The sequence below is a fragment of the Rhodobacter sp. SY28-1 genome (assembly GCF_005222785.1).
Taxonomy (GTDB): Bacteria; Pseudomonadota; Alphaproteobacteria; order Rhodobacterales; family Rhodobacteraceae; genus Tabrizicola.
Window position 1 is genome coordinate 1,084,790 of sequence record NZ_STGH01000001.1, and the last position, 24,647, is coordinate 1,109,436.

23 protein-coding genes are annotated in these 24,647 nt (G+C 65.5%); 17 read left to right on the forward strand and 6 right to left on the reverse strand.

Annotated features, from left to right (window positions below; all coding sequences use genetic code 11):
* Window positions 1-4: 4 nt before the first annotated feature.
* The 4 genes from E8M84_RS05260 (at window position 5) to E8M84_RS05275 (ending at window position 5,320) form a co-directional block, all read left to right on the forward strand.
* Entirely contained in the window at window positions 5-1,012 is a 1,008-nt protein-coding gene (locus tag E8M84_RS05260) for an ArsJ-associated glyceraldehyde-3-phosphate dehydrogenase (RefSeq protein WP_137110104.1), read from the forward strand.
* Complete coding sequence (arsJ, locus tag E8M84_RS05265) at window positions 1,009-2,280, forward strand: organoarsenical effux MFS transporter ArsJ (RefSeq protein ID WP_276607105.1); 1,272 nt, start codon at window positions 1,009-1,011, stop codon at window positions 2,278-2,280. Before E8M84_RS05260 ends, arsJ begins: the two co-directional genes overlap by 4 nt.
* 330 nt (window positions 2,281-2,610) lie before the next feature.
* On the forward strand, window positions 2,611-4,203 hold the full coding sequence (locus E8M84_RS05270; RefSeq protein ID WP_137110105.1) for a hypothetical protein: 1,593 nt from the start codon (window positions 2,611-2,613) through the stop codon (window positions 4,201-4,203).
* Complete coding sequence (locus tag E8M84_RS05275) at window positions 4,187-5,320, forward strand: glycosyltransferase (RefSeq protein ID WP_137110106.1); 1,134 nt, start codon at window positions 4,187-4,189, stop codon at window positions 5,318-5,320. The genes E8M84_RS05270 and E8M84_RS05275 overlap by 17 nt, the downstream gene beginning before the upstream one ends.
* A gap of 5 nt (window positions 5,321-5,325) precedes the next feature.
* On the opposite strand, the gene E8M84_RS05280 is transcribed toward E8M84_RS05275, so the two are convergent.
* Window positions 5,326-6,087, reverse strand: a complete 762-nt coding sequence (locus E8M84_RS05280; protein ID WP_137110107.1) for a DeoR/GlpR family DNA-binding transcription regulator — start codon at window positions 6,085-6,087, stop codon at window positions 5,326-5,328.
* Window positions 6,088-6,337: 250 nt separating this feature from the next.
* Here E8M84_RS05280 and glpD point away from each other — a divergent pair, with 250 nt between their 5' ends.
* The 10 genes from glpD (at window position 6,338) to E8M84_RS05330 (ending at window position 17,079) form a co-directional block, all read left to right on the forward strand.
* Entirely contained in the window at window positions 6,338-7,924 is a 1,587-nt protein-coding gene (gene glpD / locus E8M84_RS05285) for a glycerol-3-phosphate dehydrogenase (RefSeq protein WP_137110108.1), read from the forward strand.
* A gap of 10 nt (window positions 7,925-7,934) precedes the next feature.
* Complete coding sequence (locus E8M84_RS05290) at window positions 7,935-9,023, forward strand: ABC transporter ATP-binding protein (RefSeq protein WP_137110109.1); 1,089 nt, start codon at window positions 7,935-7,937, stop codon at window positions 9,021-9,023.
* Window position 9,024: 1 nt separating this feature from the next.
* Window positions 9,025-10,095, forward strand: a complete 1,071-nt coding sequence (locus E8M84_RS05295) for an ABC transporter ATP-binding protein (RefSeq protein WP_137110110.1) — start codon at window positions 9,025-9,027, stop codon at window positions 10,093-10,095.
* Window positions 10,096-10,098: 3 nt separating this feature from the next.
* On the forward strand, window positions 10,099-10,971 hold the full coding sequence (locus E8M84_RS05300; RefSeq protein ID WP_137110111.1) for a carbohydrate ABC transporter permease: 873 nt from the start codon (window positions 10,099-10,101) through the stop codon (window positions 10,969-10,971).
* Window positions 10,971-11,774, forward strand: a complete 804-nt coding sequence (locus E8M84_RS05305; protein WP_137110112.1) for a carbohydrate ABC transporter permease — start codon at window positions 10,971-10,973, stop codon at window positions 11,772-11,774. The genes E8M84_RS05300 and E8M84_RS05305 overlap by 1 nt, the downstream gene beginning before the upstream one ends.
* Complete coding sequence (locus E8M84_RS05310; RefSeq protein WP_137110113.1) at window positions 11,774-12,181, forward strand: DUF2160 domain-containing protein; 408 nt, start codon at window positions 11,774-11,776, stop codon at window positions 12,179-12,181. Before E8M84_RS05305 ends, E8M84_RS05310 begins: the two co-directional genes overlap by 1 nt.
* 88 nt (window positions 12,182-12,269) lie before the next feature.
* The gene (locus E8M84_RS05315) at window positions 12,270-13,991 is read left to right on the forward strand and encodes an ABC transporter substrate-binding protein (RefSeq protein WP_137110114.1); all 1,722 of its coding nucleotides are present in this window, start codon (window positions 12,270-12,272) and stop codon (window positions 13,989-13,991) included.
* A gap of 220 nt (window positions 13,992-14,211) precedes the next feature.
* Window positions 14,212-15,696 (forward strand): glycerol kinase GlpK, encoded by a 1,485-nt coding sequence (glpK, locus tag E8M84_RS05320; protein WP_137110115.1) that lies wholly within the window; start codon window positions 14,212-14,214, stop codon window positions 15,694-15,696.
* Window positions 15,693-16,820, forward strand: coding sequence for an iron-containing alcohol dehydrogenase (locus E8M84_RS05325; RefSeq protein ID WP_137110116.1), 1,128 nt, complete (start codon window positions 15,693-15,695; stop codon window positions 16,818-16,820). The genes glpK and E8M84_RS05325 overlap by 4 nt, the downstream gene beginning before the upstream one ends.
* An 85-nt stretch (window positions 16,821-16,905) precedes the next feature.
* Window positions 16,906-17,079: a CTP synthetase gene (locus E8M84_RS05330; RefSeq protein ID WP_137110117.1), complete on the forward strand. Its 174-nt coding sequence runs from the start codon at window positions 16,906-16,908 to the stop codon at window positions 17,077-17,079.
* Here the strand turns inward: E8M84_RS05330 and E8M84_RS05335 are convergent.
* The gene (locus tag E8M84_RS05335) at window positions 17,076-17,849 is read right to left on the reverse strand and encodes an alpha/beta fold hydrolase (RefSeq protein WP_137110118.1); all 774 of its coding nucleotides are present in this window, start codon (window positions 17,847-17,849) and stop codon (window positions 17,076-17,078) included. The two genes, E8M84_RS05330 and E8M84_RS05335, sit on opposite strands and share 4 nt — an antisense overlap.
* 112 nt (window positions 17,850-17,961) lie before the next feature.
* Here E8M84_RS05335 and E8M84_RS05340 point away from each other — a divergent pair, with 112 nt between their 5' ends.
* The gene (locus E8M84_RS05340; protein ID WP_137110119.1) at window positions 17,962-18,333 is read left to right on the forward strand and encodes a hypothetical protein; all 372 of its coding nucleotides are present in this window, start codon (window positions 17,962-17,964) and stop codon (window positions 18,331-18,333) included.
* 61 nt (window positions 18,334-18,394) lie between these two features.
* Here E8M84_RS05340 and E8M84_RS05345 read toward each other — a convergent pair whose 3' ends face one another.
* Complete coding sequence (locus E8M84_RS05345) at window positions 18,395-19,273, reverse strand: DUF817 domain-containing protein (RefSeq protein WP_240790288.1); 879 nt, start codon at window positions 19,271-19,273, stop codon at window positions 18,395-18,397.
* 136 nt (window positions 19,274-19,409) lie between these two features.
* On the opposite strand from E8M84_RS05345, the gene E8M84_RS05350 reads away from it, so the two are divergent.
* Entirely contained in the window at window positions 19,410-20,303 is an 894-nt protein-coding gene (locus E8M84_RS05350) for an OST-HTH/LOTUS domain-containing protein (protein WP_137110120.1), read from the forward strand.
* Between the two features lie 38 nt (window positions 20,304-20,341).
* On the opposite strand, the gene glyA is transcribed toward E8M84_RS05350, so the two are convergent.
* Window positions 20,342-21,637 carry a serine hydroxymethyltransferase gene (gene glyA, locus E8M84_RS05355; RefSeq protein WP_137110121.1) on the reverse strand — a complete coding sequence of 432 codons (1,296 nt, stop codon included), beginning with the start codon at window positions 21,635-21,637 and terminating at the stop codon, window positions 20,342-20,344.
* Between the two features lie 205 nt (window positions 21,638-21,842).
* On the opposite strand from glyA, the gene E8M84_RS05360 reads away from it, so the two are divergent.
* Window positions 21,843-22,601: an NAD kinase gene (locus E8M84_RS05360; RefSeq protein WP_137110122.1), complete on the forward strand. Its 759-nt coding sequence runs from the start codon at window positions 21,843-21,845 to the stop codon at window positions 22,599-22,601.
* 74 nt (window positions 22,602-22,675) lie between these two features.
* Here the strand turns inward: E8M84_RS05360 and E8M84_RS05365 are convergent, their stop codons facing one another.
* On the reverse strand, window positions 22,676-24,106 hold the full coding sequence (locus E8M84_RS05365; protein ID WP_137110123.1) for a sigma-54 dependent transcriptional regulator: 1,431 nt from the start codon (window positions 24,104-24,106) through the stop codon (window positions 22,676-22,678).
* Complete coding sequence (locus tag E8M84_RS05370; RefSeq protein ID WP_137110124.1) at window positions 24,103-24,621, reverse strand: hypothetical protein; 519 nt, start codon at window positions 24,619-24,621, stop codon at window positions 24,103-24,105. Before E8M84_RS05370 ends, E8M84_RS05365 begins: the two co-directional genes overlap by 4 nt.
* Window positions 24,622-24,647: the final 26 nt, after the last annotated feature.

Genomic DNA, 24,647 nt, shown 5'->3' on the forward strand with positions numbered 1-24,647 from the left:
CCAGATGACCCGCATTGCCCTGAACGGCCTTGGCCGCATCGGAAAGCTTGTCCTGCGCGACCTGATCGACAGCGGCGCCGGGGGCGAGATCGTGCTGTTGAACGACGCGCAAGGCGATGCCGAACAGCACGCCCTGTTGATGGAGTTCGACTCGGTCCACGGTCGCTGGCGCACGCCGGTTGCACATGAGCCGGGCAAGCTGGTGTTGAACGGCCAGACTATCCGCCTGACGCATGAGAAGACCATCGAGGCCCTGCCACTGGCAGAGCTTGGCGTCGATCTGGTCATCGACTGCACGGGCGTCTTCAAGACGGCGGCGAAAGTGGCACCCTACTACGCCGCCGGGGTGAAGAAGGTCGTGGTCAGCGCGCCGGTCAAGGATGGCGGGGCATTGAACCTGGTCTACGGGGTGAACCACCAGCTTTACGACGGCTCGCAGACCCTGGTCACCGCTGCCTCCTGCACCACGAACTGCCTCGCCCCCGTGGTGAAGGTGATCCACGAAAGCCTGGGCATCCGGCATGGGTCGATCACCACGATCCATGATGTGACCAACACCCAGACCATCGTGGACCGCCCGGCCAAGGACATGCGCCGCGCCCGGTCAGCCCTGATGAACCTGATCCCGACCACGACCGGCTCGGCCACGGCCATCACGCTGATCTACCCCGAGCTGAAGGGTCGGCTGAACGGCCATGCCGTGCGGGTGCCGCTTCTGAATGCCTCGCTGACCGATTGCGTGTTCGAGGTGGAAAGGGCGACGACGGCCGAGGAGGTGAATGCCCTCTTCAAGGCCGCGGCAGAGAGCCCGCTGAAGGGGATCCTGGGGTACGAGGCGCGTCCGCTGGTGTCCTGCGACTTCACCAACGATCCGCGCTCGGCGATCATCGACGCACAGTCCACCATGGTTATCAACGGCACGCAGGTGAAGGTCTACGCCTGGTATGACAACGAGTGGGGCTATTCCTGCCGCCTTGCCGACATTGCGCGGATGGTCGCAGGATCGCTGTGACGAACGCCGCGAGCCCAGCCGCCCCACCGCCCAATCCGCTGCGGGCCTATGCGGCAGTGACGGCGGCCTACTGGGCCTTCATGCTGTCCGACGGCGCGCTGCGGATGCTGGTGCTTTTGCACTTCAACGCGCTGGGCTTCACGCCGGTGCAACTGGCCTGGCTGTTCCTGCTGTATGAGGTCGCCGGGATCGTGACCAACCTCGCTGCCGGCTGGCTGGCCGCGCGCTTTGGCCTGGCGGCAACGCTTTATGGCGGGCTTGCGTTGCAGATCGCAGCCCTGCTGGCGCTTGCCCAGCTTGATCCGGCGTGGAGCATCGCCGCCTCTGTCGCCTTCGTGATGGTGGTGCAGGGTGTCTCGGGCGTGGCCAAGGATCTGGCCAAGATGTCCTCCAAATCCGCGGTCAAGCTTCTGGCCCCGACCGAGACCGGGGGGCTCTTCCGCTGGGTCGCGCTGCTGACGGGGTCGAAGAATGCCGTTAAGGGCCTGGGCTTCTTCCTCGGCGCGGCGCTTCTGGCTGTGGCGGGGTTTCAGGCGGCGGTCTGGGGTATGGCGGCCGTGCTTGCCGTGATCCTGCTCGCCGTGGCCCTGTTCCTGCCCGCAGGCCTGCCCGGGCGGATGAAGGCGGATGAGGCTTGGGGCGGCTGGCGGTCGCAGGACCCGCGCGTCAACCGGCTCAGCCTGGCCCGCCTGTTCCTCTTTGGTGCGCGCGACGTCTGGTTCGTCGTCGGCATCCCGGTCTATTTCCAGGCGGTCCTTTCCGACGGCACAGCCGAGGGCCGCCGCGAGGCCTTCTTCCTGATCGGCGGCTTTCTGGCGCTGTGGATCATCGCCTATGGCGCGGTGCAGGCCATCGCCCCACGCCTGCTGGGGGCCAAGGATCAACCCGAGGCCGAAACCGTCCGCAAGGCAATCCTCTGGGCCGGGCTATTGGTGCCGATCCCCTTCCTGCTGGCGGGCGCGGCCTGGGCGGCTGGCGGACCCGCCCCCTGGCTGACGGCCACGCTGATCGCGGGCCTTCTCGTCTTCGGCCTTGTCTTCGCGGTCAATTCCTCGGTCCATTCCTACCTGATCCTCGCCTTCGGATCGGCAGACCGGATCACCCGCGATGTCGGTTTCTACTACATGGCCAATGCTGCCGGGCGGCTTGTCGGAACGCTGCTCTCCGGCCTCAGCTATCAGACCGGGGGCCTGCCGCTTTGCCTCGCCACCGCCGGGGTCATGGCGCTGGCCAGCTGGCTTGCGGCCAGACGGCTGGGGCAGGGCTGAACCGAATCGTCCAGAGTGCGAAGGCAACGTGTTCGACTTGCGGTTGCCGGATGCTGGGCGAAGGCTCTGACTTTCAGCGTTCGGTTGTGCACAAAACGCTTGATCCACTGGCGGTCTCGGGTGAAACTTTTCCACCCCTACTGACGGAAAATTCAGGAACCTGCCGAACCGCCGATTTTGGCGACACGTTTGCTATTGATTTTGCAAGGGAAGTTCAAAAGCCATGCCCGCTGTCGCACGCGCTTCCGGTTTTTACCGCCCCTCGCCAGGGACACAACATTGACGCACAGTTTCGTCCCTCTTGACCGCATCCCTGCGGAGCGCGCTGCCTTGCGCCATTCCCCGGTCCCTCCCTTGGCCGCAAATGCGCCTGTCCTGCATCTGCGCTTTCAGGGTGGCCAGGTCACCGCGACCGGCGCTGCGCAAGCCTTCATCGGGCATCGCAGCGATCCACCGGATTCATCGCTTGGCCTTTACGGCAGCTGGTCCTGGGATGGGACCACCCTGCAGGCCGAAGTCGACCCCTTGGGCTACTTCAGCCTGTTCGTCTACTGCAAGGGACCCGAGATCGCGGTGTCGCCGTCGATCCTGCAGCTTCTGGCCCTGGGCACCGACCCGGAACCCGATCCCGTGGCGCTCGCCGTCTTCCACCGGATCGGCCATTTCCTGGGCGAGGGCACCCCGTTTCGCCACATCAAGGTCCTGCCTCCGGCGGGACGGCTGGTCTGGAAGGACGGCATGGCCACGGTGACCGGCAGCCTGCCTGTCCCGCGCGAACAAAGCCTCAGCCGGGCACAGGCGGTCGAAGGCTTCATCGAACTTCCGCGCATGGCGATCCGCCGGTTCCTTGCGTCCTGGGATGGGCCGATTGCCCTGCCCCTGTCCGGCGGACGGGATTCGCGGCACATCCTGCTCGAGCTTTGCCATCAGGGCCGCAAGCCCGACACCGTGGCGACCTTCCATCAGGGCGGCCGCTACCTTGACCGCGAAGTGCAGGCCGCGCGGGCGCTGGCGTCCCGGGCCGGGGTGCGCCACGCTCTCCTGGGACATCCCCGACCCCGGCTGCGGAACGCCTTGCGCGCGCTTCTCTTGACCCAGCTTTGCGCCGACGAACATGCCCAGATGATGCCGATGCACGATTTCCTGGGCGGCACCCACGGCATGGCCACGCTGGACGGGATCGGCGGGGACATCCTGACCAACCCGGACGATGATGCCGCGGATTTCTTCACCCGCGCCCGCAAGGGGGATTTCGACGGCATCGCCCGCAACCTGGCAGCCGGGCATGGCCGCGTCATCAGCGGCTCGGGCCATACCGGCGGGGCAGGGGCGATCTATTCGCCCGACCTTGAAGAGGCCGCCATCGCCCGCATCTCCGATGCCATCCGCGCCTTCGAGGCCGCCCCCGACCCCTATCAGGCCTTCTGGTTCTGGAACCGCACCCGGCGCGAAATCTCGTTCGTCTCCACCGGCATTCTCGGCGGCGCCGCGATGGTCGCCTGCCCGTTCCTGTCGCCCGAGTTTGTCGAACTTGGCCTGTCGCTACCCTTCTCTGTCACCCGGGACCAAAGACTGCACGACGACGCCATCGCGCAGGCCTACCCGGACTTCGCCGACATCCCCTATGAATCGGGCTTCCGCAGCCAGCCCCTGCCGCGCCTGCGCTGGGCGCGGGTGGCGAACCTTCTGGACGGTCTGCGCGTGTCAGCGATGGCCCAACCGGACCGCGCCATCGCTGCCATGAAACAGGCGGTGACCAGCCAGCCCCTGCGCCGGGCGCCGGCCGATATCTACCGGCTGCACGCCGCGTTCGTCGCATCCATGTCCGCCTCCGAGGCGCGTCGTCTGCTTGCCCTGGAGGAACGGCTCAGCGGCGCGGCGCCCAAGGGCCAAGGAGTAGTGAGTGATGTCTTTACCGCTTGAAGCGCAGATCATCTGGGTCCGCAAATACCTGCACCGCCGCCGGGCGGAGTGGCTGCGTATGCGGGCGATGTCCAGGCCGTTTTCGCGGGGTGCCGCCTCCCGGCTTCTCCTGGTCACGCAAGGCGAGCGCCTGCCGCAAAGCCAGATCTATCCCTTCCACCACTATGCCGCCGACCTGCGTCGTCTCTATGGCGCCGAACTGCGCGAGGCAGATCTGGGCGACTTTCTCTCTGGCCGTCCCGTCGTGGCGAAAGGCGCGACAGTGGTGGCGTTCCAGACCCATTATGATGTGTCGGACCACGATCTGGACCGGCTGTTCGCCCGGATCGCCTCTGACCATCCGGGGGCGCGGGTTGCCTGCCTTGACTGGTTCGCGCCCACCGACCTGCGCAATGCGAGCCGGATGAATGACAGGATCGACCTTTACATAAAAAAGCACGTCCTGCGCGACCTGGACCGCTACGGCAAGCCCACGCTGGGGGATACGAACCTCAGCGACCATTATGCCCGCAGGCTGAACCTGGATGAGCCGCAGCGGCAGTTCGACATCCCCTCCGGGTTTCTGGACAAGCTGGTCGTCGGCCCCTCCTTCGCGACGGCGCCCACGGTGCTGCCACGGCTTCTGGGCAAGCCGCCCCCGGCCGGTCCGCGCGAACTCGACCTGCATGCGCGGTTCGAACTGAGCGGAACTCCCTGGTATCGCGCCATGCGGGCCGAGGCGGATGCCGCCGTCGGCGCTCTGAAAGGCGTTCGCGTCCTGCGCGGGGCTGGCGTGCATCCTGCGCAGTTCCTGGCCGAGCTGTGCAATTCCAAAGTCTGTCTCAGCCCCTTCGGCTATGGTGAGGTCTGCTGGCGCGACTACGAAGCCGTGCTGACCGGCGCGGTCCTGGTCAAGCCGGACATGAGCCATATCGTGACCGACCCCGACATCTTCATCCCCTGGGAAACCTATGCCCCGGTGGCCTGGGACCTGTCCGATTTCCCCGAGATCCTGCACCGCCTGCTGGCAGACGCGCCCCTGCGCGAACGCCTGGCCCGGCGGGCCTTCGAGACGCTGCGGACCTGGCTCGCCTCCGACCGCTTCGCCCGAAGGATGGCGCCGCTGCTGGCCACCTAGTCCCCTTACCCCGCCACCTGCACTTCCGTCCCCCAGTCCTGGCACTTGCGCATCAGCTCTTCGGGCAGGGGCTGGTCGGTGAACAGGGCGGTGATCTCGGACAAGGACGCCAGCCGCGCGGGGGCTGAGCGGTCGATCTTGGAATGGTCGGCCACCAGATGCACTTTGCGCGACTGGTGGATGATCGCCTTCGACACCCGCACTTCGGCCAGGTCGAAGTCGAGAAGGTCGCCGTCCCGGTCCAGCGCCGACACGCCGATCACCGCGTAATCGACCTTGAACTGCTCGAAGAACTGGGTGGTCAGCTCCCCCACCAGCCCCCCGTCCGTCCGCCGCAGCGCACCCCCCGCGACGACGATTTCGCAGCCGGGGTTCGCGACCAGGATATTTGCCACGTTCATATTGTTGGTAATGACCGTGATGTTGCGATGAGTCAGCAGTTCCCGCGCCACCGCCTCGGTCGTGGTGCCAAGGTTCATGATCAGGCTGCAGTTGTCCGGGATCGAGGCCGCGCAGGCCCGGGCGATGGCAGCCTTCGCGCCCTCGTTCATCTTGCGCCGCGCTTCATAGCCGATATTGGCCACCCCGGTGCGCAGCATCGCCCCACCGTGCACCCGGTCCAGATGCCCCGCGTCGGCCAGGTCGGCCAGGTCCCGGCGAATCGTCTGCAGCGTCACGTCGAACCGCTGCGCCAGGTCCTCGACCATCACCCGGCCCTCGGCCCGGGCCAGTTCCAGGATCTCGGTCTGCCGGAAATTCAGCGCCACCTGCGGCCCCCTTCGCCCTGCCTTCCCGCGTCTTCTGCCATGCTGATCCCCCTCTGTCAGCGGATTTCTGCAATCACGCGTTCGGTTTCGTTTGTTTGCGAATGCAGCAAGATCATTGCGCACCTGCAGAAATGACCTTAGGGCATTGCGCGAGTATGTTCGCTTTGCCAAAAAGCGCGCGCAAACGAAAAAATCCCGTTGACGAGGCGGTGACAATCGTCGCAGCTTTGCGCCGGGGGAGGAACCCGACGTGACGGACGGCAACGCAGGGGTCAGTGACCTCTTCATCATCGGTGGTGGCATCAACGGTTGCGGCATTGCCCGCGACGCCACCGGGCGTGGCCTGTCCGTCACGCTTGCCGAACAGGGCGACCTGGCGCAAGGCACCTCCTCGGCGTCCACCAAGCTGTTCCACGGCGGCCTGCGCTATCTGGAGTATTTCGAGTTCCGCCTGGTCCGCGAGGCTCTGGAGGAGCGCGAGACACTGCTTGTCGCCATGCCGCATATCAGCTGGCCGATGCGCTTCGTGCTGCCGTTGTCGCCCGACATGCGCTTTGACAACGATACGCCAACGGCGAGGCTGCTGGGTTGGGTCATGCCCTGGGCCAAGGGGCGGCGGCCCGACTGGCTGATCCGGCTGGGCCTGTTCCTGTATGACACGATGGGCGGCCGCAAGATCCTGCCCGCGACGCGCACGCTGGACCTGACCCGCGATCCGGCCGGCAAGCCCCTGCAACCGAAATTCCGCAAGGCCTTCGAATATTCCGACTGCTGGGTCGAGGATTCGCGCCTTGTTGCGCTGAACGCGCGGGACGCCGCCCAGCGGGGCGCGCGGATCCTGACCCGGACCCGTGTCACATCCGCCGAACGCCGCGACGGGTTGTGGCACGTCACCACCGAAGGCCCGCACGGGACCGCACAGCACATGGCCCGGGCGCTGGTGAACGCTGGCGGGCCCTGGGTCGAGGACGTGATCCGCAACGTCGCCCGCATCAATTCGTCCGAGGGTGTCCGCCTTGTCCGCGGCAGCCACATCGTGACGAAACGGCTCTTCGACCACGACCGCTGCTATTTCTTTCAAGGGTCTGACGGCCGCATCATCTTTGCCATTCCGTATGAACAGGACTTCACCCTGATCGGCACCACCGACAAGGACCACAAGGGTGCGCCGAAGGATGCGCACTGCACGGATGAAGAGCGGGACTACCTCCTTTCCTTCGCGTCGCAGTATTTCGCCAAGCCCGTGACCAGGGACGATGTGGTCTGGACCTATTCCGGGGTCCGGCCCTTGTATAACGATGGTGCCAAGTCGGCCACGGCGGCCACGCGCGACTATGTCCTCAGCCTCGACCAGAACGGCGCGCCGCTGCTGAACGTCTTCGGCGGCAAGATCACCACCTACCGCCGTCTTGCGGAATCGGCGCTGGCCAGACTGATGCCTTTCTTCCCGAAGGCGACTGCCGCCTGGACCGCCCGCGTGGCGCTTCCAGGCGGCGATTTCCCGCATGACGGGGTGGCTGCACTGACGGCAAGGCTCAAGTCCAATCATCCGTTCCTGACCGACTACTGGGCCGCCCGCCTGATCCGGGCCTACGGGACCGAAGCGGAGCGGATTCTGGGCAATGCCACAACGCCCGATGCCCTGGGCCAGGATTTCGGGGCCACTTTGACCGAGGCCGAGGTGCGCTGGCTCATGTCACATGAGTTCGCCGGATCGGCGGCCGATGTCGTCTGGCGGCGGTCCAAGCTTGGTCTGCGGATGACGGCCAATCAGATCGAAACGCTCGACCGCTTCATGGCGGACGCCGCCCGGGCCACGCGCCCGGCGGCGGAATAGGGGGAACGGAATGACGCTGGAACTTCAGGGGGTCTCGCGGTCGGTCGGGGGCAGGGTGCATATCCATCCTACCAACCTGACGCTGCAGAATGGCACGATGAACGTGCTTCTGGGCCCCACCCTGTCGGGCAAGACCAGCCTGATGCGCCTGATGGCGGGGCTCGACAAGCCGCAGGCGGGTCGCATCCTGTGGGAAAGCCAGGACGTGACCGGCGTCAAGGTGCAGGACCGCAAGGTCGCCATGGTCTACCAGCAGTTCATCAACTACCCGGGCCTGACGGTCTATGAAAACATCGCCTCTCCCTTGCGCCTGATGGGCAAGGCCAGCGCCGAGATCGACCGCGCCGTCCGCCAGACCGCCGAAATGTTGCGCCTGACCCCGATGCTGACCCGCAAGCCGCTGGAGCTTTCGGGCGGCCAGCAGCAGCGCTGCGCCCTGGCCCGCGCGCTGGTCAAAGGCGCGGGGCTGGTGCTTCTGGACGAACCCCTTGCCAACCTCGACTACAAGCTGCGCGAGGAGTTGCGCATCGAAATCCCCCGTATCTTCGAGGCCTCGGGCGCGATCTTCGTCTATGCGACCACCGAGCCGGAGGAGGCGCTGCTTCTGGGTGGCAACACGGCGACACTTTGGGAAGGCCGCGTCACCCAGTTCGGCCCGACGCCCAGTGTCTACCGGCTGCCCGAGGATGCGACCACGGCCCGCGTCTTCTCGGACCCACCGATGAACTTTGTTGCCGTCCGCAAGGAAGCCGGGCGCCTGACATTCGGCGACAGCGCCCATGCTGCCGCCGAAGGCCCGACCCGCGATCTGGTCGATGGCACCTACACCGCAGGCTTCCGCGCGAACCACGTCACGCTGAACCGCCACTCCGGTGACGCCGTCGAATTCCGCTGCACCCTCGGCGCGACCGAAATCACCGGATCGGAGACCTTTGTGCACCTCACGCATGGTGACGACCGCTGGGTGGGCCTGATCCACGGGGTGCATCCGCTGACGGCGGGGACACAGACCTCGATCTTTGTAGACCCTGCCCACGTCTACCTGTTCGACAGCACGGGCCGCCTTGCAGCACCCGCCCCCTACGCGATGGCGGCCTGACATGTCCCGGATCACGCTTTCAAAACTCGCCCACAGCTACAACCCGAACCCGACCTCGGATGCGGATTATGCGCTGAAGGAGATGGACCACGTCTGGCAGGACGGCGGGGCCTATGCGCTGCTTGGCGCCTCGGGCTGCGGCAAGACCACGCTTCTGAACATCATCTCGGGGTTGGTGCGCCCGTCGCAGGGTCGCGTCCTGTTCGGCGACCGCGACGTGACCGATGCGGCGACGACAGAACGCAACATCGCCCAAGTGTTCCAGTTCCCGGTCGTCTACGACACGATGACCGTGCGCGACAACCTGGCGTTCCCCTTGCGGAACCGGGGCATGGATGCCGCCTACATCGCCAAGCGCGTGGGCCAGATCGCCCAGATGATCGGGATGGAAGCCGACCTGAACCGCAAGGCCCGTGGCCTGACCGCGGACGCCAAGCAGAAGATCAGCCTTGGTCGCGGCATGGTGCGCGAGGACGTGAACGCAATCCTTTTCGACGAGCCGCTGACCGTCATCGACCCCCACATGAAGTGGGAGCTGCGCACCCAGCTCAAGGACCTGCACCGCGAGTTCGGGCACACGATGATCTACGTGACCCACGACCAGACCGAGGCGCTGACCTTCGCGCAGAAGGTCGTGGTCATGTACGACGGCCGCGTGGTGCAGATGGGCACGCCCGAGGAACTGTTCGAGACGCCCGCCCACACCTTCGTCGGCTACTTCATCGGCTCGCCGGGGATGAACCTTCTGGACGCCGAAGTTTCGGGAAGTGAGGCGCGGTTGGGGGGCGTCTCGCTGCCTCTGGGTGCGACTTATGGGGCCACCACAGGCCGCACCCAGATCGGCATCCGGCCCGACTACGTCACGATCTCGGACGAAGGCCTTCCGGTAACCGTCAAACGGGTCGAGGACGTGGGCCGCCACCGCATCGTCCGGGCCGAACTCGCCGGTCAGCCCCTGAACGCGATCCTGGCCGAGGGGCAGACCGTCCCCGCCGACCCCCGCGCGGCCTTCCCGCCCGCGAAGATCAACGTCTACGACAACGACTGGCGCGTGTCGCCGATGGGGGCCTGAGCCATGGAAAAGACCCAGAACAACAAGGCCTGGTTCCTCGTCCTTCCGGTCCTCGTGCTGGTGGCCTTCTCGGCCATCCTTCCCCTGATGACCGTCGTCAACTACGCCTTCAACGACACCTTCGGGCAGAACGAATTCTTCTGGGCCGGCATCGACTGGTTCGAGGAGATGGTCACCTCCGACCGCCTGCACGAAGCCCTTGGTCGGCAGGTCCTGTTCTCGCTCATCATTCTCGCCATCGAGGTCCCCCTCGGAATCTTCATCGCTCTGAACATGCCGAAATCCGGATTCTGGGCCTCGTTCTGCCTCGTCCTGATGGCGCTGCCGCTGCTCATCCCCTTCAACGTCGTCGGCACCATCTGGCAGATCTTCGGCCGGGTGGACATTGGCCTCCTCGGCCACACCCTCGCCGCCATGGGGATCGACTACAACTATACCAACGACCCGCTGGACGCCTGGATCACCGTCATCGTGATGGACGTCTGGCACTGGACCTCGCTGGTGGCACTCCTCTGCTACGCGGGCCTCCAGTCGATCCCGCAGGCCTATTACCAGGCCGCCAAGATCGACCAGGCGACCCGCTGGTCCGTCTTCCGCTACATCGAACTCCCGAAGATGAAGGGCGTCCTCCTGATCGCCGTCCTCCTCCGCTTCATGGACAGCTTCATGATCTATACCGAGCCCTTCGTCGTCACCGGCGGCGGCCCGGGGAACTCCACCACCTTCCTCTCGATCGACCTGGCCAAGATGGCGACCGGCCAGTTCGACCTTGGCCCCGCCGCCGCCTTCTCGATCATGTACTTCCTGGTCATCCTGTTGATCTCATGGGTCTTCTACACCGTCATGACCAACCTCGACCGTGAGGAGAACCGCTGATGCGCATCCGCTCCAACGCCGTCGTGATGACGATCTACCTCTTGTTCCTGCTGATCCCGATCTACTGGCTGATCAACATGAGCTTCAAGACCAACACCGAGATCACCTCGACCTTCACGCTGTTTCCGCAGGCTTTCACCGTGCAGAACTACGTGACGATCCTGACCGACCCCAGCTGGTACATGGGCTACGTCAATTCGATGATCTACGTGACGATGAACGTGGTCATCACGATCACCGTGGCGCTGCCCGCGGCCTACGCCTTCAGCCGCTACAGCTTCATGGGCGACAAGCACCTGTTCTTCTGGCTGCTGACGAACCGCATGGCGCCGCCCGCCGTCTTTGCGCTGCCGTTCTTCCAGCTTTATTCCGCGATGAACCTGATCGACACCCACATCGCGGTGGCTCTGGCGCACTGCCTCTTCAACGTCCCCCTCGCCGTCTGGATCCTCGAAGGCTTCATGCGCGGTGTCCCGAAGGAAATCGACGAAACCGCCTATATAGACGGCTACTCCTTCCCGAAGTTCTTCATCAAGATCTTCATGCCGCTCATCGCCTCGGGCATCGGCGTCGCTGCCTTCTTCTGCTTCATGTTCAGCTGGGTGGAACTCCTTCTCAGCCGCACCCTGACGACAACCGACGCCAAACCCATTGCCGCCACGATGACCCGCACAGTCAGCGCTTCGGGCATGGACTGGGGCGTCCTCGCCGCCGCCGGGGTCCTGACCCTCGTGCCGGGGGCGCTCGTGATCTACTTCGTCCGCAACTACATCGCCAAGGGCTTCGCCCTGGGGAGGGTGTGATGTCCCAGACCCGCTGGACCCCGATCTATCTCACCCTCGCAGCAATCATGGGCGCAATCCTTGCGCTGCTGGTCCTCGCGGTCCCTGTGGACGAAGACGGCGTCCGCGAATGGACCGGGCAGCTTATCCCGGGCTTCTGGATGGCCTGGACCTTCCCGGTGGCGCTTTTCTTCTGGTGCATCGCGGCGCTTCTCATCATCATGACGCTTCTCGCCATCCGGTTCCCCGAAACCCCCCGCGTCGGCATCCTGCGGATCGAGACGACGCGCGGCGACCGGCTGTTCATCACCCTTCTGGGCTCGGCCTTCATCCATCTGGGCTGGCTCTTCTTTGCGGGCCCCGACGCACTCTGGGGCGCGCTCATCCTCTCCCTCGCCTATGCCTTCGCGGTTTTCCGCTGGGTCTGAGGTGCGGGCAACAAAGACCTCCGGGCGGGGGAGTAGGACCGCCCGGGGCACAGTGACTTAAACGTCTCAACATTCTGGGAGGAATCACATGAGACTTCGTACAACCGCAACAGCCATGGCGCTTGCGCTTATGGCCACGCACGCCCCCGCCTGGGCCGACATCGAGGCGGCGAAAGCCTTCCTTGATGCCGAAGTCGGCGAGCTTTCGACCCTGGACCGCGCCGCACAAGAGGCGGAGATGCAGTGGTTCATCGACGCGGCCAAGCCCTATGCAGGCATGGAGATCAAGGTCGTCTCGGAAACCATCGACACCCACAGCTACGAGGCCAGCGTCCTTGCCCCGGCCTTCACGGCGATCACCGGCATCAAGGTCACCCATGACCTGATCGGCGAAGGCGACGTGGTCGAAAAGCTGCAGACGCAGATGCAGACCGGCGAGAACATCTATGACGCCTACGTCAACGATAGCGACCTGATCGGCACCCACTGGCGCTATCAGCAGGCCCGCAGCCTGACCGACTGGATGGCCGGCGAAGGCGCCGCCGTCACCAACCCGAACTTGGACCTGGCCGACTTCATCGGCACCCAGTTCACCACCGCGCCGGACGGAGAGCTGTACCAGCTTCCCGACCAGCAGTTCGCGAACCTCTATTGGTTCCGCTATGACTGGTTCAACGACCAGAAGACCAAGGACGACTTCAAGGCCAAGTATGGCTATGACCTTGGCGTTCCGGTCAACTGGTCGGCCTACGAGGACATCGCCGAGTTCTTCACCGGCCGAGACATGTCCTACATGGGCGGGCCGGCCTCGGCCTGGGGCAACATGGACTACGGCAAGAAGGACCCCTCGCTGGGCTGGCGCTACACCGACGCGTGGATGTCGATGGCCGGTATGGGCGACGTGGGCGAACCGAACGGCCTGCCGGTTGACGAATGGGGCGTCCGCGTGGACGAAAACTCGCGTCCGGTCGGCTCTTGCGTCACGCGTGGCGGTGCCACCAACGACGCGGCAGCCGTCTATGCCGTGACCAAGGCGATCGAGTGGCTGCAGAAGTACACGCCCCCGGAAGCTCAGGGCATGACCTTCGGTGAAGCGGGTCCCGTCCCGGCCCAGGGTGCGATTGCCCAGCAGATGTTCTGGTACACCGCCTTCACCGCGGCATCGGTCGTCGAAGGCACCCCGGTGATGAACGAGGACGGCACGCCCAAGTGGCGCATGGCCCCCTCGCCGCACGGCGTCTACTGGCAGGAAGGCCAGAAGATCGGCTACCAGGACGTGGGGTCGTGGACCCTGATGAAGTCCACCCCGGTGGACCGCGCTCAGGCGGCCTGGCTCTATGCCCAGTTCGTCACCTCCAAGACCGTGGACGTGAAGAAGGCGCATGTTGGTCTGACCTTCGTGCGTGAATCGACGATCCAGCACGAAAGCTTCACCGAACGCGCACCGAAACTCGGCGGCCTGATCGAATTCTACCGCTCGCCCGCCCGCGTTCAGTGGTCGCCCACCGGCACCAACATCCCGGATTATCCGAAGATGGCGCAGCTGTGGTGGCAGAACATCGGCGACGCCATGTCGGGGGCGAAGACCCCGCAGGAAGCGCTCGATGCCCTCTGCGAAGAGCAGGAGAAAGTGCTGGAGCGGATCGAGAAGTCCGGCGTGCAGGGCGACATCGGCCCGAAGATGAACGAGCCGCAGGACGCCCAGGTCTGGCTGGACGCCCCCGGTGCTCCGGTGGCCAAACTCGAAAACGAGGATGAAGAGCCGAAGACCATCGCTTATGACGAGCTGATCAAGTCCTGGCAGCAGTAAGCTGACACGGGTCCGGGCGGAGCGCACCAGTTCCGCCCGGGCTCAAATTTCTTGAGGAAGAAATTTGGCAAGAATTTTACTCAAAATTCTTGTCTCCGGGTGCTGGCGTCCGGCTCTGACCAGAGGTTAAGATTTCCCTAACGCCCGCGACCAACCTGTTGAAATCCTTCACCCTCTCGCGTTTGTCCACCGTGGACACTTCTTCCGGCAGGCCCCATAAATGACCCATATCCTCGCCATCGACCAGGGCACCACCTCCTCCCGCGCGATCCTGTTCGACGCCTCTCTGAGACCTGTCGCGACCGCCCAGGAAGAGTTTCCCCAACATTACCCCCATCCTGGCTGGGTAGAACACAACCCCGCAGATCTCTGGTCCACCGTGGCCGGAACCGCCCGGGCCGCGATTGAAAAGGCGGGCATCAAGGCCACCGAAATCGCCGCCATCGGCATCACAAACCAGCGCGAGACGACGCTGATCTGGGACCGCAAGACCGGCCAGCCGATCCACCCCGCCATCGTCTGGCAGGATCGGCGGACGGCGGACACCTGCGCCGCCCTGAAGGCCGGGGGCCACGAACCCGCGATCACCGCGAAGACCGGACTCCTCCTCGACCCCTACTTCTCCGGCACCAAGGTCAAGTGGCTCCTCGACCACGTCGAGGGAGCGCGAGAGAAGGCCAAGCGCGGCGAGCTCGCCTTCGGCACCGTCGATACCTGGCTGATCTGGAACCTCACCGGCGGGACGGTCCACGCCACCGACGCCACCAACGCCTCCCGCACCCTTCTTTACAACATCGCCAAGGGAGAGTGGGACGCGGAGATCTGCGCCCTCCTCGACGTGCCGATGTCCCTCCTCCCCGAGGTAAAGGACTGCGCCGCCTACTTCGGCACCACCCGCGCCGATCTATTCGGCCGCGAGATCCCGATCCTCGGCGTTGCGGGCGACCAGCAGGCGGCGACCGTGGGGCAGGCCTGTTTCTCGCCCGGAATGATGAAATCGACCTACGGGACGGGCTGCTTTGCGCTGCTGAACACCGGGCGAGACAGGGTTCCGTCGAAGAGCCGCCTCTTGACGACCATCGCCTACCAGCTGCAGGGGAAGCCCACCTACGCGCTTGAAGGCTCCATCTTCATCGCGGGCGCCGTGGTTCAGTGGCTGCGCGACGGCCTCAAGATCATCCGCGAGGCGAAGGAGACCCACCCTCTCGCCGAGGCGGCAGAAGAAGCGCAGGGCGTGATCCTCGTCCCCGCCTTCACCGGTCTTGGCGCGCCCTATTGGCGGCCGGATTGCCGGGGGGCGGTCTTCGGGCTGACCCGCAACTCTGGCCCCGCCGAGTTCGCCCGCGCCGCGCTGGAAAGCGTCGGCTACCAGACCCGCGACCTTCTGGAGGCGATGCGCGCCGACTGGGGCGCGGCGGCGGACGGTGTCCTGCGCGTCGATGGGGGGATGACGGCCAGCGACTGGACCATGCAGTTCCTGTCCGACATCCTGGGCGCACCCGTGGACCGGCCGAAAGTGACGGAAACCACCGCGCTGGGGGCCGCCTATCTTGCGGCGATGCAGGCAGGTGTGATCGGCGGGCCAGAGGAGTTCGCCAAGTCCTGGGCACTCGACCGCCGCTTCACGCCGCAGATGGACACTGCCACCCGCGACGCGAAGTACGCCCGCTGGGGCAAGGCCATCGCCGCGACGATGTCAGTATGACCCCGTTCGGGATCACCAGTCCCGGACGCATCCTGTTTGGCCGCGGCGAGGCCGCCAAGGCCCCCGCCCTGATCCGCGCCTTCGGTCCGCGCGGGATCGTGGTGCATGGGTCCAACCCTGCCCGTGCAGCCTGGCTGGTCGATGCTTTGGGGACCGAAACCCTCCCCCTATCCTGTCAGGGCGAGCCAAGCCTGACCGACCTCGAAGCCGCCCTCGCCACCGTACGCCCCCATCGCCCCGCCTGGGTCGCCAGTCTGGGCGGCGGCGCGGCGATCGACTTGGGCAAGGCGCTTGCCGCCCTGATCCCGGCGCCCGATGGGCCGATGGAGCATCTGGAGGTGGTGGGCAAGGGCCTGCCCCTTAAGGCCGAGCCCTTGCCTTTCATCGCGGTCCCGACGACGGCGGGGACCGGAGCGGAAGTCACCAAGAACGCCGTCATCGGCCTGCCGGATCTTGGCCGCAAGGTCAGCCTAAGGGATGACCGGATGGTCGCGCGCCTGGCCATCGTCGATCCGGCCCTGACCGACGGCTGCCCGAAACCGGTGACGCTGGCCTCGGGCCTCGACGCGATCACCCAGGTCATCGAACCCTATGTCTCGATCAAGGCGACGCCCTACACCGATGCGTTGACCTTGCCTGCGATGATCGGTGCGGTCGACGCCCTGTCCCGGCTGATGGCGGCCGAAGATCCGGACGCGCGCGACCGCATGGCCTGGATCAGCCTGTGCGGCGGGCTCGCACTGGCCAATGCGGGGCTTGGGGCGGTGCACGGTCTTGCCGGAGTGATCGGCGGGCTGACCGGCGCGGCGCACGGTGCGATCTGCGGCGCGCTTCTGGGGCCGGTGTTGCAAGCCAACCGCGACGCCGCGACTTCGGCTGCTCGCGGCAGGCTTGACCGGGTCTGCTTTGAGCTTGCCGAGCAACTCGGCTGCCGGGCGGAGGACGCCCCACATGACCTGCAGGCATGGGCGCGCGTGTCGGGACTTCCCGACCTCGCCGCGCTTGGGGTCAAAGCCGAGGACCACGCCCGCATCGCGCAGGCCGCGCTGGAGTCGTCTTCGATGAAGGGCAACCCGGTTGCGTTGAGCGAAGCCATCCTGCGCGACGTGCTGGAAAAATCCTGAGCCGGGGCATCCGGATTGACCGGAATCAAGGCGGAATCTTCCATGCCGTGCGATGCTTCAACTTGGCAGCAGTGGAGGTGTCCCGATGCGCCTGATGATGGTTCTTTACTCGATAATCGCGACAGCTCTGGCAGGATCGGCTGTGGTGGCCGTGCTGACAGCGGGCTACGGCACACTGTGGCCCATCGTCATCGCGGCAGCTGCGGGGGCGGTGCTGGCGGTGCCGGTGGCCTGGGTCGTCGCCCGCCAGATCAGCTAGGCTTCCAGGAAGACGCGCACCGTCTCTTCGAACTCGCGCGGTTTCTCGGCATGGAGCCAGTGGCCTGCGCCGGGAATCTTCGCGAACCGTGACTTGGGGAACAGTGCTCGGATCGTCTCGCGGTGTTCGGGGCGCACATACTGGCTTTCGGCGCCGGTCAGGAACAGTGTCGGATGGTCGAACTGGCCTGCGGTGCCCGGCCAGCCGACGATCTTCGGCATCTCGGCTTCAAGGACCGGCAGGTTCAGGCGCCAGCGCGGGGGATGCTGGCGCAGGTCGAGGGACTGCAGGAAGAAGGCGCGCAAGGCGGGATCGTCGATCTTTCCGGCCAGCGCGGCATCCGCCTCGGCCCGGGTGGTGATCTGCGTCAGGTCGAGGTCCGCCATCGCCCGTGCATTCCGAGTCTGGTCGTGGCTGTAGGGGACCGGAGCGATGTCGGCGACGATCAGGCGGCGGAGGAGGTCCGGACGGGTCAGCGCCAGTTGCATCGCGGCTTTCCCGCCCATCGAATGTCCCATGAGGTCGACCGGATGCGGGCCAAGGGCCTCGATCACCTCGGCAAGGTCCGCGGCCATGTCGGGGTAGCCCTGGGTCGGGAACCGGGGGCTGTCGCCGTGGTTTCTCATGTCCACGGCCACCACGTCGCGCCGGTCGGCAAGGCGGCGGGCGATGACGCCCCAGTTCCGGCCCGAGCCGTAGAGGCCATGGGCGATGACCAGGGTCGGGGCGTCCGGGGAGGACGAGGCCGGGTGGCGGATCGTGGCAAGCATGGGTTTCCTTAGCGAAACCCGGCGCTTCAGGCCAGTCCTGTCGGCCCTGGGCAGTTGAACGTCCCGGAATTCGCCACTAGGTTCGGGTCTGGGTGTGGGAAGGGGTGGCGATATGAGTGCGGTGACGATCCAGCAGATGGCGGATCGGGTGGCCCAGCTTCTGGAGGAACGGCTTGGTCTTGGGGGCAAGGGGCTTGCGGCCAAGCTGAAGCGTGCCGGACGGAGCCTGCCGCGCAAGGTGCGGGATTCGGGCAAGCTCTTGGCGGCCTCGGCGCAGAAGGCGCAGAATCCGAAGCTTCTGGGTCAGATCGACATGGGCGAGGTGACCGAGGCCTATGATGTCTGCCTGAAACACCTGATCGCCATCGACCCGGTCGACCGCAAGCGGGACCTGTTTGCCGGGATGGTCGGATCGGTCGGCTTCGGTGTGCTGGCGCTGGTCATCGCGATTGCGGCCTTGCTGGCCTGGCGGGGCTATTTCTGACCCTGTCCACGGTGGATATTTCCGGATAGCCTTTTGATATCAAAAGTTTGCTCGCGGGCGTTTACGATTTGGCAAGGTTTGCCATCGCGCCCGCCCGACCGGGGTCATGCGGGGTCGCCGACAGGGCGCTGCGGCTGACAAGGGTCACTGTGACGAAGGCCACATACAACAGCAGATACCACGACCCCAGCTTGGCAAAGCTGACCATTTCCCCCTTGAGCTGGCCCGAGTAGATCCAGGTTCCGGTGGCTGTGCCCACGTTCTCGGCCACCCAAAGCGCGAAGGCCGACAGGACTGCCGCGACCGGCAGGGGCATCCACCAGTGCCGGTCGTGGATGCGGAACCAGATCCGCGTGCGCCAGTAGAGCGCGATGGTGGCCGCGAAGAGCGCGTAGCGGATGTCGGGCAGGAAGTGGTGGGCGAAGAAGTTGACGTAGATCGCCACGGCAAGAAGGACGGTCAGGGACATGCTGGGGTAGGGGGCGAATTTCATGTCGAAGACGCGGATGACGCGGGCCATGTAGCTGCCGACGGCGGCATACATGAAGCCGGAGAAGAGCGGCACGCCCATCAGCTTGAAGATCCCTGGCTCGGGGTAGGCCCAGGACCCGGCATGGACCTTGAACCATTCCATCGCTGTGCCGGTGAGGTGGAAGAGGAGGATGACGCGGGCTTCTTCCCAGGTTTCGAGTTTCGTCGCAAGGAAGATCACTTGCGTGGCGATGGCGAAGAGGAAGAGGGCGTCATACCGGTGGAGCGGCCAGTCGGGTTGCCAGATCAGCTTGGTGAGGAGGATGGCTGCAAGGAGGAGGCCGCCGAACAGGCAGGCCCAACCTTGCTTGAGGACGAACATCACCAGTTCGGCGATGGCGAAGGGCAGGCGGGCCCTAGCCCAGTCGCCCATGCGGTGCTCAAGGGAACGGGTCTCGGGCGTGGTCATGCGGGTCCTGACGGTTACGTCGGGGGATGTGAGCGGGGGGAGGGCTGCACGTCAAGGTCTGGATCTCGACCTGCTTCTGTCTTGGAGGATGGTCCCGGATGTGCTGGGATGGCTGCGAGCTATTCGGAATTTTTTGATGGATGAACGTTTGAACGAGGCGCAGCAGGAAGTGAAACGCCTAATGGGGCGCTGTGTGCTGCGCCTTCAGCAGTACGAGGTGCAGCTGAAAGCCATCCTCGCGTACCAAGATGTTTCTGGAGAGTTGCGGTCCAAGTCCGTGGTGCGTGCGGCCAGATTGGCCGAAGTGTCGCGCCAGACCCTGGGAAGCCTGGTCAAGGCATTCGTCGGTTCTGTCCTTGTCAACGGAGAACCAGCCGCAATCGACGAGGGTGAGGACGACGAGGACCAAGGCCCGCCGCGATTTCGAATGGTCGTGCGTCTTGGCATGTCCGATGAGGACTTTGCCCAGACTAAAGCGGAGTTGCGGGAGTTGGTCCAGCTAAGGAACGAGTTGATCCACCATTTCATGGAAAAGCATGATCTGTGGACCATGGAAGGTTGCCGGACCGCGCAGGAAGATCTGATGGCTGTCTGCGACCGGATAGGGACCCATGTCGCGCGCCTGAGGGAATCGGCCACTGATCTTGAGCGTGTCCTGCAGGAGGCTTCGCAGACAGTCCGGTCAGAGGCGTTACAAGAGACTGTGGTCAACGGTATCCTACCGGACGGCACAGTATTCTGGCCCGGAGCTGGCCTCGTCTTGGCGCTACGGCAGGCTGCGCAGGCGTTGGACGTCGATGGATGGGCAGAGATTTCGGCGGCTGCGCGTTGGATCGCAGAGCACTTTCCCGATCAGACACCTGAGAAATACGGATGCGTAAGCATGCGTCAGGTGGTGCATCAATCTGGCGAATTCGACCTCTGTATCCTGGAGAGGAACGGCATTCGTCGGCGGCATTTCCGTCTGCGAGACGATGATCATAAGAAGGGTGGTGGGCAGATTGCCCACCTTACGATTTCTTTCGAATAGTGTCCGGTAGGGTGCGCTGAAGCGCACCCTACTTTCGCTTAAAGCTCCGGATAGATCGGGAAGCGCTGGCAAAGCGCCTCGACCTCGGCTTTCACCTTGGCCTCGACCGCCGCGTTGCCGTCTTCGCCGTTGGCGGCAAGGCCGTCGACGACCTCGATGATCCAGCGGGCGATCTGGCGGAATTCGGGTTCACCGAAGCCGCGTGTGGTGCCGGCGGGGGTGCCGAGGCGGACTCCGCTCGTGATCGTTGGCTTTTCGGTGTCGAAGGGGATGCCGTTCTTGTTGCAGGTGATGTGGGCACGGCCGAGGGCCTTCTCGGTCGCGTTCCCTTTCACGCCCTTGGGGCGCAGGTCCACGAGCATCAGGTGGGTGTCGGTGCCGCCGGTGACGATGTCGAGGCCGCCCTTCATCAGCTCATCCGCGAGGGCCTGGGCGTTCTTGACGACCTGGGCCTGGTAGTCCTTGAAGCCGGGGCGCAGCGCCTCGGCGAAGGCAACGGCCTTGGCGGCGATGACGTGCATCAGGGGGCCGCCCTGGATGCCCGGGAAAATGGCCGAATTGACCTTCTTGGCGATCTCTTCGTCGTTCGTGAGGATCATGCCGCCGCGCGGGCCGCGCAGGGTCTTGTGCGTCGTCGTGGTGGCGACATGGGCGTGCGGGAAGGGCGAGGGGTAGAGGCCCGCGGCCACGAGACCCGCGAAGTGCGCCATGTCGACGAGGAGGTAGGCACCGACCGAATCCGCGATTTCGCGCATGCGCTTGAAGTCGATGATGCGCGGGATGGCCGAGCCGCCGGCGATGATGAGCTTGGGCTTGTGCTCGGTCGCCAGTTCCTGGACCTGGTCGTAGTTCAGTTCCAGGTCCTGCTTGCGGACGCCGTATTGCACGGCGTGGAACCATTTGCCGGACTGGTTCGGGGCGGCGCCGTGGGTGAGGTGGCCGCCGGCGTCCAGCGACATGCCAAGGATGGTGTCGCCGGGCTTCAGCAGCGCCTGGAAGACGCCCTGGTTGGCCTGCGAGCCGGAGTTCGGCTGGACGTTCGCAAAGCCGCAGTTGAACAGCTGCTTGGCACGGTCGATGGCGAGGTTTTCCGCCACGTCGACGAACTGGCAGCCGCCGTAGTAGCGCTTGCCCGGGTAGCCCTCGGCATACTTGTTGGTCATGACGGAGCCCTGCGCCTCCATCACGGCGCGGGAGACGATGTTTTCGGAGGCGATCAGCTCGATCTCATGCCGCTGGCGTCCGAGTTCCTGGGTCACGGCGCCGAACAGTTCGGGGTCGCGGGAGGACAGGGGTTCGGTAAAGAAGCCGGTGTCGCGGTGCGGGGCGTTCATGAGGTCCTCCGGGCCAGGGTGTGCGGGGCTATTTAGAGCATGGGGCGCGGTCGGGAAAGGCAAGAAAGCGACATGTCCCATGGTGGGGGCGAAATAATCTTACGCAGCGGAAACCGGGGGCGTGGATCGGAAACGGGCGCGCGTATCGGGCTTGAGTTCCGGGGCAGGGGCGGCAAGAGTACGGGACAGGCAGGAGGCACGGGCAGTGCGGATCAGGTTCACGGCATCGAAGGCCCCGGCGGCGGTGGCGGCGCATGCGGCGCTGACGGCGCGCTATGGCCAGGCGGATGTGCGGGTGGCCGAGGTGATCGTGGCCCTGGGGGGCGACGGGTTCATGCTGCAGACGCTGCATGCGGCGCATGGGCAGCGGTTGCCGGTCTACGGGATGAACTGCGGGACCATCGGGTTCCTGATGAACGCCTATGCGGTCGAGGACCTGCCGGACCGGCTGGCGGCAGCCGAAGAGACGGTGATCCATCCGCTGGCGATGCGGGCCGAGAACGCGCGGGGAAAGGTCACCGAGGCGCTGGCGATCAACGAGGTGTCCTTGCTGCGGCAGGGGCCGCAGGCGGCGAAGCTGCGGGTTTCCATCGACGGGCGGGTGCGGCTGGAGGAGCTGGTCTGCGACGGGGCGCTGGTGGCGACGCCTGCGGGGTCGACGGCCTACAACTATTCGGCCCACGGGCCGATCCTGCCCATCGGGTCGGATGTGCTGGCGCTGACCGCGATGTCGGCCTTCCGGCCCCGGCGCTGGCGGGGGGCGCTGTTGCCGTCCAATGCGGTGGTGCGGTTCGAGGTGGTCGAGGCGGAGAAACGGCCGGTGATGGCGGATGCGGACAGCCGGTCCTCGGTGCGGGATGTGGTCAGCGTCGAGGTGCGGTCGGAACCCACAGTGCGGCATCGGCTGCTGTTCGATCCCGGTCATGGGCTGGAGGAACGGCTGATCGGCGAGCAGTTCGTCTGAGGGTCAGCTCGTCGTTCGTCTTCGACTTCTCCTCGCAGGGGGCAGCGACGCGTGACAAAGTCATCGAGGAGCGGTCAGGAGGCCTTGGCGTTCCAGGCTTCGATCTTGCGGTAGAGGGTGGAGGGCGACACGTCCAGCACCCGGGCGGCCTTGGGGATTGAGCCGCCGTGCAGGGAGAGTGTCGCCTCGATCAACCGGCGTTCGGCTTCGGCCAAGGGCAGGCCCAGTAGGCTGTCGGCGGTCAGGGCGTCCGGTGAGGCCATGACGGCCACCGGTTCAGTGCCAGCGCTGCCTTCGTCCGCCAGACCGGGCGGGAGCATGTCGGGCGTGACCCAGCCGCCTTCGTTCAGCACCACGACGTTGCGCATCACGTTCAGAAGCTGACGGACGTTGCCGGGCCAGGGCAGGGACTGCATCAGCGACCGTGTCGCGTGGTCAAGGCCGTGAAAATCCCGACCCTCTTCCTGGGCAAAGCGGGCCAGTGCGGCTTCGGCGATTTCGATCACGTCCTGCCCGCGTTCGCGCAAGGGGGGCATGTGGATCGGGACGACGTAGAGACGGTAGTAAAGGTCCTCGCGGAAATGACCGCGGCGAACGGCGTCCAAGGGATCGCGGTTCGTGGCGCAGACGATGCGGACGTTGACCTTGCGCGGGCGCGTGGCGCCGACGGGCTGGACAGTCGAGGTCTGCAGGAAGCGAAGAAGCTTGGTCTGCAAGGCCGGGGCCATTTCGCAGATCTCGTCGAGGAACAGGGTGCCCCCATCGGCGGCGGTGGCGGCGCCCTGCTTGTCAGAAATCGCGCCGGTGAAGCTGCCCTTCATGTGGCCGAAGACCTCGGACTCCAGCAGGTCCTGCGGAATCGCGCCGCAGTTCAGGGCGATGAAAGGGCCAGAGGCGCGGTTGGAATTGGCATGAACCGCCAGGGCGCACAGTTCTTTCCCGGTGCCGCTTTCGCCGGTGATGAACACGGTTGCCATCGAACGGGCGACCGAGCCGATGGTGGAATGGATGCGCCGCATCGCGTCGGAGGTGCCGATGAAGCCCGAGCTTTCCGAGACTTCCGCCGGATCCCGGGTCTGGGTGGTCGAGCCGTTGTCGGGCTTTGCTGTTTCGCGCGGCGTGGCCTCGGCCAAGGCGTTCTGGACGGCCGACAGGAACCTGCCTTCGTCGAACGGCTTGACCAGGAAATCATGGGCCCCGGCCCGCATCGCCTCGACCGCGCGGTTGACCGAGCCGTTGGCGGTGATTGCGATGACCCGGGTTTCCGGTTGCAGCGCCTGGATTTCGCGCATCAGTTCCAGCCCGTCGCGGTCGGGCAGGATCAGGTCCAGCAGCACGACCATCGGCCGATGCGCGCGGAATTGCTGCAAACCGTCCTCGGCCGTGCCGGCCACGGCGACGCGGTGACCGGCGGTGGCAAGGATCGACCGGTAGACCATCTGCAAGGACAGCGTGTCTTCAACCAGAAGCACCGAAGGCCGCGTGAGGGGGGTTGCACCTTTCATCGGGTGGCACCGCCAGCGGGTCGGGTGCCGCGGATCAGCCGGATCAGGCTGGCCAGTTCAGATGCAAGCGGGGGCATCAGCCGGTCCAGCGCGTCCTGGTCCTGGCTGTGCGCGATGGCGTTCAGGTTTTCGGCCATCGTCTGCAGGGATATGGCACCGACCGAGCCCGAGAGCGAGATCAGCACATGGCTGCCCTCGCGCAGCGCCTTCCAGTTCCGCCCACCTGCCCCCGACAAAAGGCTGGTTTCGGTAGCCGTCAGGTCTTCCGTCAGGCGAGCAAGGAGCTCGACTGCAAGCTCGGGGCCGGTGATTTCCATCAGGTGGCTTAGCCGGGTGGGGTCGAAATCCATGAGGCCAGTCACCCCGACGGCCTGCGGTTCGGCCAGTCGGGCGGCAGTTTCCTCGATCAGGAGCAGGGCAGCCTGTTCGTCGGTCGAGGAGAGATAGGGGCGCAACCCCTCAACCGCCTGGCGGAGATTGGCCAGCGCCTGGGTCTTTCCACCCGCCAGTGTCACGCCCGAATCGTCCCGAAATGCGAAAG